Source organism: Pedobacter steynii (assembly GCF_900103665.1).
Lineage (GTDB): Bacteria > Bacteroidota > Bacteroidia > Sphingobacteriales > Sphingobacteriaceae > Pedobacter > Pedobacter steynii.
This window is the reverse complement of the sequence record NZ_FNGY01000003.1, coordinates 551,537-566,391: the sequence shown is the minus strand read 5'-3', so window position 1 is coordinate 566,391 and position 14,855 is coordinate 551,537. Positions and strand designations below refer to the sequence as shown.

Below are 14,855 nucleotides of genomic sequence, written 5' to 3'. Positions count from 1 at the left end.
TTTTGTTGGGGAAATTCTGGGCTAAGGTTTTTAATCTTGGTCCGGAAGTTCCAATTCAACTCCAGCATTGCCTGGGGAGGGGGCAGGGGTTGAATTTAAGCAGTGTTATCTACCTTAAAATCCGTATTTTGGCTTATTAGTCATTATACGGATTTTTTTTGCGCGATCATTTATGGGAAAAGCTTTACTGCTGTTTACACTTTTGTTTTTTTGTTTTATTGGAGTTGGATCCGCTCAGGATCAAATGGCGAGCCCGCAGATTATAAATTATAATAACGAACAGTATAAGGCCGGAATTCAAAACTGGGACGTCGCCCAGGATAAAAACGGAATTTTGTATTTTGGGAATAATGAAGGCTTACTCAGTTTTAACGGCGCGTTTTGGAACCTGATGAGGCTCCCTAATTTTACATCGGTACGTTCAGTAGAGATCGATGCTAAGAATCGGATTTTTGTTGGTGGACAAGATGAACTGGGCTATTTTTTTCCTGATGGGCAGGGGGTATTAAGATACCATTCCATTGTTCCAATGATTCCGGAGAAATACCGAAAATTTGCCGATGTCTGGAACTTAACGATTTTAAATGATGAAGTGGTTTTCAGAACCACGACCGCTATTATCCATTATAAAGATGGAGCCGTAAAGGTCTACAAACCGGAAATTTCCTGGGAGTTTGTCGGCCAGGCAAAAGGACAGCTGTTTGCACATGCCAAAGGAAAAGGGCTGATGGTCTACGAAGATAATGTATGGAAGCCCTATTGCACGGATCCTATACTGAACAATTCTGTAGTGACTGCAATTATGGAATATGCTCAGGACACTTTATTGGTTTCCACCTTAAAGAATGGGTTGTTCCTGATGCATGACCGAAAACTCATTGCGAAGAAAACAATGCTTGATGGCGTTTTTTATAATGACCGGATTTATTATGCAAAGCGAATTGAGGGAGAAAAGTATCTGATAGGGACAACCTCTGGAGGGGTAATCATCATCAATAAAGCAGGGAAGCTGATACAACGGTATACCTATAGGGATGGCCTGCAGAATAATAACGTGAGGGGCTGTATTATTGATCGGAATAAAAATCTGTGGCTGGCACTGGATGATGGCATTGATTATATCGCAATCAATAGCGCCGTTAAGAATATTTTTCCTGATAAAAGTAAACAGATTACCAGTTATGCTGTGGCCGGATTCAATAACCGCCTCTATATCGGGACTTCAAATGGGCTTTATGTAACAGCTGTAGAATCTGGTGTCAAAGACCTCAGTCTCTCCAAAGGAATGTTTTCTGAAGTTCAAAACACCAAAGGACAGGTTTGGAGTCTGGCTGAACTGAACAATCATCTGCTGATGGGACATGAGGATGGTTTTTCGGTTATTGAAGGAGAAGTAGCCCGGCAGATTTATTCGGTGCCGGGAACCTGGTTGTTTCAGCCGGTATCCAATGTTTTTCCATCTGCAGACATTATTGCAGGCTCTTATCTCGGACTTCAAAAAATCAGTTATCAGAACGGAAATTTCATCAATGGAAACAAGGTAGAAGGAATCACAGAGTCTTTAAGGTTCATTGCTTTTGATAACGATAACCACATTTGGGCCTCTCATCCTTATCATGGGGTATATAAATTTGAGCTCTCTGCTGACTATAAAAAGATCATTAAACAAGACGTGTATAATGATAAACATGGGCTCCCTTCGTTTATGTACAATTATGTGTTTAAGCTCAAAAACAGGATTGTGATCGCTACCGAAAATGGGGCATATGAGTATGATGCAGCTAAAAATAGATTTGCACCTTTTCCCTTGCTCAATAGTGCCTTTAAAGGAATGCCTATTCAATATTTAAAGGAGGATGCTAAAGGAAATGTCTGGTTTATCTCCAATAAAAAAGTGGGCGTGCTCGATTTTACACAGCCTCATGGAAACCGTCCTTTTTCTATTCATTATTTTCCTCAGTTGGATGGAAAGGTGGTTGGTGGTTTTGAATCCATTTATGTGATGAATGCTGAGAATGTATTTATAGGCGCAAATAAAGGAGCTTATCACCTGAATTATACCAAATACCTGGATAATATTTCCAGGCCTCAGGTGGTGATTGGAAATATCCGGTTAATCGGAAAAACGGATAGTTTGATTTTTGGTGGCTATTTTATGAAGAACGAGGTGATCAGCAACTCACAAGACCTCTCCGGGACGCTGAGGTTAGCCAATGCTTTCAATTCCCTGCATTTCGAATATTCCTCCACCTTGTTTGAACACCGCAAGAACATCGAGTTTAGTTACCAGCTGGTCGGTTTCGATAAGAGCTGGTCGCCATGGCTGCAAAAGACTGAAAAAGACTATACCAATCTGCCCGCCGGGAAGTACACCTTTAACGTAAAGGCAAGAAATAGCATTGGTAATGAATCTGAACCTGTTTCCTATACTTTCGAAGTATTACCGGCCTGGTACCAGAGTATCTGGATGTGCCTCCTTTATGCAGTGGTGTTTGGCCTCATCATGTACCTTTTATTTAAATGGCAGAAAAAGAAACACCGCATTGCGCAGGCAAAACTCAGTTACCTGCACCTGCTGGAAATGGAGCGTTCAGAAAAGGAAATTGTCCGGCTGGAGTATGAAAAGCTGGAGGCAGATGTGGATTATAAAAACCGGGAATTGTCGACCATGACCATGCATCTTGTGCAAAGGGGAGAGGTCCTGGCTAAGATTAAAAATGTGATCTCCAATGTCATTAAAAACCATGATATCAACGATAGCTCTCCAAGTTTCCGGCACCTGATCCGCCTGATCCGTGATGTAGAAAAGAGCGATCAGGACTGGGATAATTTCTCTATGCATTTCAACTCTGTAAATGCCGGCTTTTTTAATAAACTCAAGGATCTGTATCCGGACCTTACCCCCAATGAGCTCAAGCTGAGTGCTTACCTGAAAATGAATCTTTCTACCAAAGAAATTGCACAGCTGATGAACATCACCATCAAGGCAGTAGAGGTAGGCCGTTACCGTTTGAGGAAAAAGCTGCGCCTGCAGCCGGAAACTAACCTGTATGATTTTCTCATCACGATCTTTAGGTCTGATGTAACAGGTTGATTTGTTTTAAGTTCTTGTTATTTAGGTTGTTGAATATTTGATGTAGTAGTAATGTAGGGGCTGTTGGAAAGCTGTTTTCCTACTTCTCTGGCTGCTGTAGTGGCGGTGTAGGCCTACTTGTTTATACAAATAATTCCCTCCTGGTATAGATTTGATTCTGCCGGTGTAAAATGCACCGGCCAGCTAACCAAATATTAACTAACCTAAATTAAATCGTATGAAAAGAAGTATTACTCTTATTTTCTTCGCGTGCTGTTTACTTATTTCCCCCTTTGCCTCCAGGGCACAAGAAGTAACAGTAACGGGCAAGGTAACCGAGAAAGCAAATGGGCAACCATTGCCGGGTGTTACCGTCACAGTACAAGGGACTTCGAAAGCCACCAGCACAGATGCCGCAGGAAGGTATGCCATCACCGCAGCACCGGGTGCAAAACTCGAATTTCGTCAGTTGGGGATGAAACCTCAGATCATTACCGTATCAGGGACTACCCTCGATGTATCTTTGACAGGAGATGAAACTTCACTAAATGAAATTGTCGTAATCGGTTACGGTACACAAAAGAAAAGTGTGGTTACAGGTGCCATTTCCAGTGTAAAAGCTTCAGATTTGGAAAACATGCCGGTAACGAGAATAGAGCAGTCGCTACAAGGTAGAACCGCCGGACTCACCATCACCGGTGCTTCCGGACAGCCGGGATCGGGAGCCACCCTGAGAATCAGAGGAACAACAACTATTGGCAATAGCGACGCACTCTTTATCGTAGACGGCGTTCAGGTAGATGGTGGAATTGATTACCTGAGCCAATCAGATATCGAATCTATAGAAGTACTAAAAGACGCTGCATCGGCTTCCATTTACGGAGCAAGAGGTGGGAATGGAGTCGTACTGGTTACCACGAAAAAAGGAAAGGATACGGATGGGAAAATCCGGGTAAATTACAATGGTTTTGTAGGTACCCAGGCACCAGACCATAAGCTTAAACTGCTGAATGCCGCCCAATATGCAACCCTTTATAATGAAGCCGCTGTAGCAGGTTCCAAGGCTGCAAATCCTGCAACTGCGATCAGGTTTCCGGATCCTGCTGCGCTGGGCGAGGGGACGGACTGGCAATCGGAAGTCTTTAACAATAGTGCCCTTTGGCACAATCAGGAATTGAGTTTTCAGGGCGGATCGGCAAGGTCTACCTATTTTAGTTCCCTTGGTTATTTTGATCAGGAGGGGATTGTAGCGAGTAAAAACTCAAGATATAAACGTTTTACAGCAAGATTTAACTCACAGCATAAAATTACCGATGCCATCACTTTTGGAAACAATATCGGTTATACCAGGATTAATAGCATTGGTGTAGCTACAAATGATGAGTATGGGAGCCCTCTGGTAAGGGCAATTAATATGGATCCGATAACGCCTGCAGTAGAGCGTGATCCGGCGAAGTTTAATGCTCCTCCATATTCCAACTTTCCGGTGGTTAGAAACAGCGAAGGTTTTCCTTACGGGATTTCCCCATATGCCCAGTCGGAAATTTTAAACCCTTTGGGCGCATTGGCAGTCGCACAGGGAAACAATTGGTCAGATAAAATCGTAGCCAATTTATTTTTGGAAGTAGAACCTTTGAAAGGCCTCAAATTGCGCTCTTCAGGTGGGGTAGACCTTGCCTTTTGGGGAGACCAGAGTTTCAGACCCGTTTTTTACTTGTCGCCGACCACGGAGTTAAAACTGAATGCTTATACACGTAATATGAACCGGGGACTTTTCTGGACCCAGGAGAATACAGCGACCTATTCAGGGACTATTGGCGACCATCATTTCCAGGTTCTTGCCGGTATGTCCGCACAAAAGAATAAGGGCGAAAACCTGGGAGGTCTGAAAGAAGGGATCCCCGTGAATAACCTGAAAGATGCGTCGTTACAATTTCCGGTGGCCCGTTTGGATAATAACTTTTACGGCGGTGAATACCTGAGTACACTCAGTTCATTGTTTGGACGTGTTACCTATGATTTTAAAGAAAGGTACTTGTTTACCGGGGTCATCCGGAGAGATGGTTCTTCCCGTTTTGGTCCAAACAATAAATATGGCTATTTTCCATCAGTATCCCTTGGATGGGTAGCTTCCAAAGAAGCGTTTTTTCCTGAAAACAAAGTGATCAGCCTGTTGAAATTCAGAGGCTCTTATGGGGTAACCGGGAACGACAGGATTGGTGATTTCAGGTATTTATCTACGGTAAGCGGAGGCCGAAACTATAGTGTAGGTACTGGCCTGCTTCCTGTTCTGGTAAATGGGGTAAGTCCTAATGCTTTGTCAAACCCCGATCTTAAATGGGAGGAAACGACCTCTACAAATATTGGATTGGATGCAGTTCTGTTCAATACATTTACTTTCACCGCAGACGTATTTACAAAAAAGACGACAGATATGCTGTTGGATGTAAGGGTACCGCTTTATGTGGGGAATAACGGACCGATAGGCAATATTGCAACCCTGACAAATAAAGGGATTGAGTTTGAAATGGGATATTCCAAAACGGTAGGAGAGGTTAGTTTTAAAGCCAATGCCAATGCCACATTTATAAAAAACAGGATTGATTTTCTGGGTGAGGACAAGGAATTTCTTACTGGTGCAAGGATCACTCCTCAACAATTAGAGCTGACAAGAACTGCGGTTGGACATGCCATCGGATCCTTTTATGGATACCGCTCTGAAGGTTTGTTTCAGAATACCGCAGATGTGGCAAATTATAAAAATGCGGCAGGAAATCCCATTCAGCCAGATGCAAAACCCGGCGATATCCGTTTTGCAGATCTCAACGGAGATGGAAAAATCAACGATGCTGACAGAGAATTTATCGGAGATCCGACCCCTGATTTTAGTTATGGCTTAACGCTGTCTGCAGCCTGGAAAGGATTTGACTTTCTGATCTTTGGGCAGGGCGTTGCCGGAAATCAGATTTTTAATGGCTTACGCCGGTTTGACCTTCCTTCTTCAAATTATACCACCGAAGCCTTAGGAAGGTGGACTGGTGAAGGGTCTACCAATTCTTTTCCCAGGTTAACCACCGATGATGCCAATCAGAATTTCGGGAGGGTGTCTAAAATGTTTATAGAAAATGGTGATTATTTCAGGATCAAAACGGTACAGCTTGGCTATACAATTCCAAAGTTGATGAGTAAGAAAGCTGGTCTGGATAAAGTAAGGATCTATGCGATGGCCAATAACCTGTTAACGTTAACCAGATACAATGGCTACGATCCGGAGATCGGTGGGGGCAGTTTTGGTATTGATCGTGGTTATTACCCTCAGGCAAGAACTTTTTTCATTGGCTTAAACTTAGGTTTCTAACTTAAAAAGAGAAATTATGACATTCAATAAAATAAAATATGCAATCGCTATTGTAGTGATCATGCAAGCGGGAACGTCCTGCAAGAAGGATTTTTTAGAAGTGGCACCCAGAGGGACCGCTTTGGAAGGGAATTTTTATAAAACCGATGGAGAAGTATATCAGGGCCTGATTGCCACTTATGATGTGATGCAATGGGGGAACTCAGGAGGATATACGATGAAAATGCCGCTGCTGAGCGCGGCCTCAGATGATTGTTATGCGGGTGGAAGTAGTCCTTCCGATCAGCCAAACTGGGTTGCTTTTGATAATTTTAAAATGGATTCCAGGGTGGGACCGCAGGTAGGCTTGTGGAGTAAAAACTTTACAGGGGTTTACAGGGCAAATATATTGCTGGCCAAAATGGAACTCAACACTTCTTTAACTCCTGCTTTTAAAACACGTGTGGCCGCAGAGGCAAAATTCCTGCGGGCTTATTTTTACTTCGATCTGGTACGCTTTTTTGGACGGGTTCCATTGATCACAAAGATGTTGGAAACCAGCGAACTTTATACGCAGAAACAGGTTGATCCTGCATTGGTTTACACGCAGATTGAAAAAGACCTGAGGGAAGCATTTTCTGCTTTACCTGCGTCTGTAGCAGCCACAGAAAAAGGCAGAATCTCTCAGGGAGCAGCAAAAGCTTTACTCGGAAAAGTCTTGTTGTATTCCAATGAAAACGCGAAGATGACTGAGGCAGCAAGCTTATTAAAAGACGTTAACAGCAATTACGGATATCAGCTGCTTCCAAATTTTGGGGATATATTTGATCCGAAAAATAAGTTCAGTGCAGAGTCTATTCTCGAAATTCCACATTCTAATAATGCAGCATGGGGAGACTGGGGTTTTATAAATGGGGGTGAAGGTAATGTTGCACCTCAGTTTATCGGAGCAGACAGCTATAGCGGACCACTTTATTCCAATGGCTGGGGCTTCTGTCCGGTAACAGAAAGTCTGGTAGATTTCATGAAGAACGATCCCCGGTTTGCCTTTACCATCATTGACGGGAAGGACTTAAAATCACAGGGAGCAACCTATACGGCAAGGTATCAGAATACCGATTATTTCATCAAAAAATATGCACCCCTGGCAGCTGTAAGGGCAACAAGCGGTACTGCTGAGCTAAATTGGCCGATCAATGAAATCGAAATCAGACTTGCAGATACCTATCTGATGGAAGCTGAAGCTTTGGTTCGTGCAGGTGGTGATCAGGGAAGAGCACAGACCTTACTGGATCTGGTTAGAGCAAGGGTCGGGCTGACAAGTGTCCCGGCTACCATCGACAATATCTATAACGAGCGAAGGCTGGAACTGGCTACCGAAGGACATCGTTTCTTTGACCTGGTGCGCACGAAGAAAGCAGCAGCTGCTTTGACTGGATTTGCCGTTGGAAAGAGCGAGCATTTACCCATCCCTCAAGATGAAATCGACCTTACTAAAGGCGGAATTACACAGAATCCTGGATATAATTAATTAATAAGAAGATGAGAACTCCATATCACTCCATTAAATCCTGGACTTGCCTGTTGGCAGGACTGATCTTAATGATGGCATCCTGTAAGCGGACGGACTTTCCCGTAGATAAGGGTGCTGTACCCGGGACTGCAAAATTCAGCGCAAGCCCCAAGGCTTCCAATGCAAATATCATAGATTTTAAAAATGAATCCGGTGGCTTTAAGGCCATCTGGGACCTTGGAAATGGTACCTCAGGAGAAGGGAATACCATCAGTGCCGCTTATCCTGAAGCGGGCACCTATACCGTAAAACTCACTGTTTTTACAAAGGAAGGATTTGCCTCTGTGACCAAACAAGTGGTGATTGCTCAAACCAATACCGACATGCTCAGGGGACCTGAGTACGATGCCCTGACAGGTACTGCGACAAATGTAAATGGAAAGACCTGGGTCATAGAAAAGGGAACGGTAGGACACCTTGGATTAGGTCCGATAACAGGTACCACAGATGAATGGTTTAAAGCAGGTCCTGAGGAAAAGAAAGCTTTCGGTATTTACGATGATGAGATGACTTTCAACCTAAACGGCTGGAAGTATAGTTATGTAAATAACGGAACAACCTATGCCAATAAAGACAATGCGAAGGATCTTGGCGTAACCGGGGCTACGGAAGATGTCATGGTCAATTATACCCCGCCTGGCAATATGACCTGGAAACTGGTCTTCAGTGGCGGTAAAAAGTTTATCAATATATCGGATAATGGTTTTATCGCTTATTATACGGGCGCCTCTCAATATGAGATCCTCTCCATTACTGCTGATCAAATGTACCTGAGGACGACTAGCAAAGCGGTAGCCGATCAGGCCTGGTACCTGCGCTTGTCGAGAAAGGGCTTTACACCTACACCTCCTGTTGTAGTGGAAAAACCGCTAAAAGCAGCAAGTCTGAGCGATGATTTCGATGCCGCAGGAAACATTACCTGGCTGGCGGAAAATATCACCTATAAAAAGGCTTATGATAATCCTGCACCACTACCTGTGAATACCTCCGCCAAGGTTGGCTTCTATGCAAAAAAAGATGGTGTTGATGCGCAGTACGGAAATCTACAGGCTACATTACCATACAGGTTAGACCTGAGCACTAAAAATAAGGTGAAGATGAAGGTCTTCCTGCCTTCCTACAATGATTTTTCCAAAGTAAATCCGAAGGTGGTGGTCAAACTCCAGAACTCTTTACTTGGAGGCAATGCATGGACCACACAAAAGGAGGTTGCGAAAGTGCTGAATGTCTTCAACAGCTGGATCGAACTTGAATTTGATTTTTCTGCATACGCTGCAGATACTGTATACGACAGAATTGTAGTCCAGCTGGGAGGAGAAGGACATCCAAACCCTGGAATTTTCTACATTGATGATTTTGAATTTAAATAAGGAATCCAGGATAAAGCCTGAATCGTTTGCGTTCAGGCTTTATCCTTTTTTCTAAAAACAGCTTTATATGCTTATAAACAATAGAATAGCGATGATGACCATCTTTACTGCCCCAATTGTAGCCTTGCTTTCCTTAATCTCCTGTTCCACGTCCAGGGACGAGGGGCCGATAATCACTCCTCCGGTTCCAAATGTTCCCGTCGACAAAAACTGGACTTTTGAAGCTGTGCCATCCTGGTATGATGAATTTGATTATACCGGTTCAGCCTCTTCTGCAAAATGGGATTATGATCTTGGTGGGAGCGGATGGGGAAATAATGAAAAACAGAATTATACCAATAGCCTGGAGAACAGCAGGGTCGGTGATGGCCTGCTTACGATTACGGCAAGAAAAGAAAACAGTGGAGGAATGGCTTATTCCTCGACAAGACTGGTGACCCGCAATAAGCTCGACGTCCTTTACGGGCGAATTGAAGTAAAGGCAAAATTGCCTTCAGGTAAAGGAACCTGGCCCGCCATATGGATGTTGCCTACAGAAAGGGCCTATGGAGACTGGCCGAAATCAGGAGAGATTGACATCATGGAGCATGTTGGATATGATAAGGATAATGTTCATTTCACTACACATACCGAAGCCTATTATTTCAAAATCAATACGCAGAAATCGAGCACGGTGAAGATTCCAGGGGCAAGCGCTGCTTTCCATTTGTATCGGGTAGATTGGACGCCTTATGCGGTCAGGGGATATTTCGATAACCAGAAAGTCTTTGAGTTTGTGAATGAAGGAACAGGTTATAAGGTGTGGCCATTTGATAAGAAATTCCACCTGTTGTTAAACATTGCAGTAGGCGGTGATTGGGGAGGTGCACAGGGAATCGATGATGCCGTCTTCCCGCAAAAATTTGAACTGGATTATGTCAGGTACTATAAGATGATCGATAAATAGAAAGCGGAAATGAAGAATATGAAGATAAGACAAGCAATTCCGTTAAGTGTAGTGTGGTGTGTAATTCTGCTTTTTTCAGGCCTGAAAAATGCCGGTGCCCAGAGCTTCCTGAAAACAGAAGGGAAAAGGATTGTAAATGAAAAGGGTGAAAATGTGCTGTTGAGAGGAATGGGTTTTGGAGGATGGATGGTTCAGGAAGGGTACATGTTAGGCCTGAATAATGAGGGGCAGCAGTTTAAAATCCGGGAAAGGGTTAAGGACCTGATTGGGGAAGATAAGACCAAATTATTTTATAAAGCATGGCGCGCTAACCATACGCGTAAAGCAGACATTAAGGCGATGAAAGACTGGGGATTTAATTCTGTCCGCCTCCCAATGCATTTTAACTTGTATACTTTACCTGTAGATCAGGAGCCTGTACCGGGACAAAATACCTGGCTTGAACAGGGATTTGCCATGACGGATAGCCTGCTGGCCTGGTGTAAGGAGTATCAGCTCTACCTCATTCTGGACCTGCATGCCGCGCCCGGCGGACAAGGAAACGATTTAAATATTTCCGACCGTGATCCGCAGAAACCTTCTTTATGGGACAGTGAAGCCAATCAGCAAAAGACAGTGGCACTCTGGCGTAAACTGGCAGAAAGATATGCAAATGAACCCTGGGTTGGCGCCTATGATGTCATCAACGAGCCCAATTGGGGATTTGAAGATCTGGAAAATGACAAAAACGGATTAAAAGAACAGAAAAATGTAGGGTTGAGAAAGCTGATGGTAGAGATCACCAAAGCCATCAGGGAAGTGGATCAAAAGCACATGCTGATCATTGAAGGGAATGGCTGGGGAAATAACTATAACGGAATTTTTCCACTCTGGGATAACAATATGGTGCTCAGCTTTCATAAATACTGGGCCTTTAATGACCAGGCTTCAGTAGGGGGGATGGAAAAGGCAAGAACAGAACAGAATGTGCCGGTCTGGTTGGGAGAAACGGGAGAAAATTCAAACGTTTGGTTCACAGAAGCAATTCGTCTTTTTGAAAAGAATAACATCGGCTGGGCCTGGTGGCCATTGAAAAAGCTGGGACACAACAATCCATTGCAGGTAAAAAGCAATCCGGAATACGATGCGGTATTGAAGTACTGGAACGGGGATGGGCCAAAACCTTCGGCTGCTATTGCCGAAAAAGGTTTGATGCGGCTTTCGGAAGATTTGAAAATAGAGCACAATATCTTTCATGCAGATGTGGTAGACGCGATGTTTCGTCAGCCTTTTTCTTCGGAAACGAAGCCGTTTAAAGCGAATGTGATCAAACCAGGAGCTATCCTTGCTGCGGCAGATTATGATTTAGGGGTCAACGGACAAGCTTATTTTGATCAGGATACTGCAGATTACCATGTTTCCACGCAAAAGACAACCATTGGAAACCGGGGCAGGACCTATCGGAATGACGGGGTAGACATCCGAAAGAATGGGGCTCGGGAACAAGGGTGTTTTGTGAGTGATACCGAAGCCGGGGAATGGTTGCAGTATACTATTAACGTGCAGGAAGCAGGAGTTTATTGCTTGAACCTCGGTGTTGCTGCAAAAGACAGCAAGGGGAATGTTTCCATATTGAGGAATGGGAAAACAATCGTTGCCAATAAAAACATTCCACAAACCGGCGGACTGGCGCTTTTCAAGCCGCTACTGCTGAAAGGAATCAGGTTAACGAAAGGGATACAGAAATTGAAAGTTTATATAAATACCGGAGGCTTCAATTTTAGCAGCATCCGCTTTGAAAAGTAAACGCTCTCGTGTTTAATTGTAAATTGATAAGATGGTCTGGAGAGGCCATCTTTTTTTGTTTATAAATGGAGTGGGAGTAGCCGAATTCTCCGGTTTAGGCGGACTGTGGGGATAATGGTTGTGTTGAATTATTATTATGCGGTATGGTTATGGAATATCCGGGCTATTGGCGTCATTACCACATGAAGCCTACTCTTATTTTATACCTTATCCTGATTGCACTTACCTTAAGTTGTAACAGTCGCCACACCGAAGTACATGCTTATACTGCAGCTGAAAATACACTTTCAATGAAGAGATTTGAAACGAAACAATTGTTTGGGTTTTCAAATGAAGCGGATGATTATGTACTTATACCCCATTCAGATAGCGCTGGAAGATGGGTTGGGAACGTCATCGACTTTGTTGACAAGGAACACTTTGTAAGTAATTACGTTGCCTGGTGTGGAAATGACTGCTTCACCTCTGTGTTTGGAAGGTATTATTTTGAGGACAGTTCGAAAGTGGTTTTCTTTACCGACAGCATCACGTTTTCAGGAGAGTGTAGTGACCGGCCAAAACAAACAAAGACGGGGCCTCCAGTGGTTTTTTATCTTGGTGATTCTTCTTCAGATACCTTGAAATTGAGCCGGAACAGGGCTGCGGCCGAACCAGACAAATAGTTGTGCCTTTTTTTATGTTGGATTTTTGACGGATTATTGGAGGTTGTATTTTACAATGCCGATGGTTTCAAAATAATTATTTAACATTACGGTACGTATTTCAGGTCTTCAAAAAAGGCATTTCAGGATATGTAGGGGGAAATTAAGGGTATGACATTAAAACAAATTTTTAATGAACGGCTGTTGTTGAAGCAAATTTCGGAAGGGGATGAGCAGGCATTTGGTATTTTGTTCTATCATTACTTACCTGTATTACAAGCTTTCGCTTTGCGCTTTACAAAATCGTCTGCAGCCGCAGAAGAAATTATTCAGGATACTTTTTTGAGGGTTTGGTTAAACAGAGATAAGCTGGATGAGGTAGAGAATGTAAAAGCATGGTTGTATAAGTATGCTTCGAACGAATGTCTTGGTCACCTTAGAAAAGTACTGAAGCAAGCCAGGGCCATCGATAACCTCCGGCTAGATCAGCCCAATGAAAGCAATACGACAGTAGATACAATTCAGCTCAATGAAATCAATCACCTGATTACCGATGCTGTTGACCGGCTACCGTCGCAACGAAAAAAGATTTATCTGATGAGCAGGGGCCAGGGATTAAACATTCCTGAAATTGCTGCTTCGCTCAACCTTTCCCCAAATACGGTAAAAAATGCATTGGTGATCTCTCTGAAGTCCATACGGGAACATTTGCGCCATCACGGTGTGACCCTCAGTATATTGGCTTATCTCGCCTTATTGAAATAATATTTTTTTTTATTCCCGATAGTCCTTAATTGCCTTTGCGGCTTCTTAGTATCAGAAGCTATGAAGGAACAGGTAAAATATCTATTGGGGAAATTTGAAAAAGGGACACTCAGTGCAGCCGAAAGCCTGCAGTTGCTGGAATTGACGGGGACGGAAGAGGAAACTGTTGTGGAGGGAATTTCGGAAATGATGTCGGAACAGCAGGAACCTTCCCCAAATATGACCGGAGATTTGATTTGGTCCGGGATGTTGACGAAAATTGTCGGAATTGATCAGCCACTGGTCATCAAAAGGAAACCATTCCTTGCGCGGTTCCGATGGCTTGCGGCTGCGGTGTTGTTATTAACGCTCTCTGTAGGGCTATATTTTTATAGACAGGTTGTTCCGGAACCGATAAGTGCTTTTCCTGAACAGGTTACCGCCGATATTGCTCCCGGTGGGAATAAAGCCATCCTGATCCTTGCCGATGGATCGGAGATCTCATTGACCGATGCCGAAAATGGCGCCCTTGCCAGGCAGGCGGGAATTACTATCCGAAAGACAGCAGAGGGACAGGTGATCTATGATACGAGTTCTTCCGACGGGTCGGAAAATGAAGCCTCTGATGGACAGCCAAAATACAATACCATAGCCACTCCACGCGGTGGCCAATATCAGATCAATCTGCCTGATGGAACTAAGGTTTGGCTCAATGCCGCATCCGCTCTGACCTTTCCACAGTCTTTTAATAAACTCAAACAGCGCCATGTTATACTAAATGGGGAAGCTTATTTTGAAGTGGCAAAGAATAAAGAACAGCCATTTAAGGTAAGTACCGGCGCTGATATAGCCGGAAAAGCGCAGGTGATAGAGGTATTGGGAACGCATTTTAACGTAAATTCTTATGATGATGAGGAGAGTACGAAGACTACGCTGTTGGAAGGAAGCCTGAGGGTAATGCCAGGGACGGGGAGTTTCCTGCTTCGGCCAGGGCAGCAATCTATATTGAGTCAACATAAAATAAAGGTGGTTCCCGCCGATACGGAAGAATGTCTGGCCTGGAAAGCCGGATACCTGCAGTTTAACCGTGCCGACATCAAAACTGTGATGCGGCAGATCGCCCGTTGGTACGATGTGACGGTCCGTTATGAAGGGGCTGTTCCGGCATTGGAATTCGGAGGGGCGATTCAAAAAGACTTAACCTTGGTTCAGGCACTCAAAATATTGAATAAAAGCCAGATTCATTTTAGAATTGAAGGAAGGGAGGTGATCGTTATGCCATAATGTTACCCGTAAAGAATTAAACCAAAAGAAAGCCAGGAGCGCTTGCAACACTCCTGGCGAAGGGTCTTTATTAAGAAGATCCTGAGTCTAGGTTTAATTCAA

9 protein-coding genes are annotated in these 14,855 nt (G+C 43.8%); all 9 read left to right on the top strand.

All coding sequences use genetic code 11. From position 1 onward, the window contains the following. Positions 1-172: 172 nt before the first annotated feature. Positions 173-3,094, top strand: a complete 2,922-nt coding sequence (locus BLQ87_RS10660) for a triple tyrosine motif-containing protein (protein ID WP_074606287.1) — start codon at positions 173-175, stop codon at positions 3,092-3,094. Positions 3,095-3,311: 217 nt separating this feature from the next. Then, on the top strand, positions 3,312-6,431 hold the full coding sequence (locus BLQ87_RS10655; RefSeq protein WP_074606285.1) for a SusC/RagA family TonB-linked outer membrane protein: 3,120 nt from the start codon (positions 3,312-3,314) through the stop codon (positions 6,429-6,431). A gap of 16 nt (positions 6,432-6,447) precedes the next feature. Then, the gene (locus BLQ87_RS10650; protein ID WP_074606283.1) at positions 6,448-7,941 is read left to right on the top strand and encodes a RagB/SusD family nutrient uptake outer membrane protein; all 1,494 of its coding nucleotides are present in this window, start codon (positions 6,448-6,450) and stop codon (positions 7,939-7,941) included. 11 nt (positions 7,942-7,952) lie between these two features. After that, positions 7,953-9,353: a PKD domain-containing protein gene (locus BLQ87_RS10645; RefSeq protein ID WP_074606281.1), complete on the top strand. Its 1,401-nt coding sequence runs from the start codon at positions 7,953-7,955 to the stop codon at positions 9,351-9,353. Between the two features lie 67 nt (positions 9,354-9,420). Then, positions 9,421-10,299 (top strand): glycoside hydrolase family 16 protein, encoded by an 879-nt coding sequence (locus BLQ87_RS10640; RefSeq protein ID WP_245723833.1) that lies wholly within the window; start codon positions 9,421-9,423, stop codon positions 10,297-10,299. Between the two features lie 18 nt (positions 10,300-10,317). Further along, on the top strand, positions 10,318-12,084 hold the full coding sequence (locus BLQ87_RS10635) for a cellulase family glycosylhydrolase (RefSeq protein ID WP_074606277.1): 1,767 nt from the start codon (positions 10,318-10,320) through the stop codon (positions 12,082-12,084). Between the two features lie 290 nt (positions 12,085-12,374). Beyond that, positions 12,375-12,746 carry a hypothetical protein gene (locus tag BLQ87_RS10630; protein ID WP_143010406.1) on the top strand — a complete coding sequence of 124 codons (372 nt, stop codon included), beginning with the start codon at positions 12,375-12,377 and terminating at the stop codon, positions 12,744-12,746. 150 nt (positions 12,747-12,896) lie between these two features. Further along, a complete protein-coding gene (locus BLQ87_RS10625) occupies positions 12,897-13,490 on the top strand; it encodes an RNA polymerase sigma factor (protein ID WP_074606272.1) in 594 nt (197 codons plus the stop codon). A gap of 60 nt (positions 13,491-13,550) precedes the next feature. After that, entirely contained in the window at positions 13,551-14,753 is a 1,203-nt protein-coding gene (locus tag BLQ87_RS10620) for a FecR family protein (RefSeq protein ID WP_074606270.1), read from the top strand. Positions 14,754-14,855: the final 102 nt, after the last annotated feature.

Excerpts from the sequence above, each read along its gene's own strand:
- BLQ87_RS10640 (WP_245723833.1), top strand. The coding sequence starts at position 9,421 with ATGCTTATAAACAATAGAATAGCGATGATGACCATCTTTACTGCCCCA.
- BLQ87_RS10630 (WP_143010406.1), top strand. The coding sequence starts at position 12,375 with ATGAAGAGATTTGAAACGAAACAATTGTTTGGGTTTTCAAATGAAGCG.
- BLQ87_RS10655 (WP_074606285.1), top strand. The coding sequence starts at position 3,312 with ATGAAAAGAAGTATTACTCTTATTTTCTTCGCGTGCTGTTTACTTATT.
- BLQ87_RS10635 (WP_074606277.1), top strand. The coding sequence starts at position 10,318 with ATGAAGATAAGACAAGCAATTCCGTTAAGTGTAGTGTGGTGTGTAATT.
- BLQ87_RS10650 (WP_074606283.1), top strand. The coding sequence starts at position 6,448 with ATGACATTCAATAAAATAAAATATGCAATCGCTATTGTAGTGATCATG.
- BLQ87_RS10625 (WP_074606272.1), top strand. The coding sequence starts at position 12,897 with ATGACATTAAAACAAATTTTTAATGAACGGCTGTTGTTGAAGCAAATT.
- BLQ87_RS10660 (WP_074606287.1), top strand. The coding sequence starts at position 173 with ATGGGAAAAGCTTTACTGCTGTTTACACTTTTGTTTTTTTGTTTTATT.
- BLQ87_RS10620 (WP_074606270.1), top strand. The coding sequence starts at position 13,551 with ATGAAGGAACAGGTAAAATATCTATTGGGGAAATTTGAAAAAGGGACA.
- BLQ87_RS10645 (WP_074606281.1), top strand. The coding sequence starts at position 7,953 with ATGAGAACTCCATATCACTCCATTAAATCCTGGACTTGCCTGTTGGCA.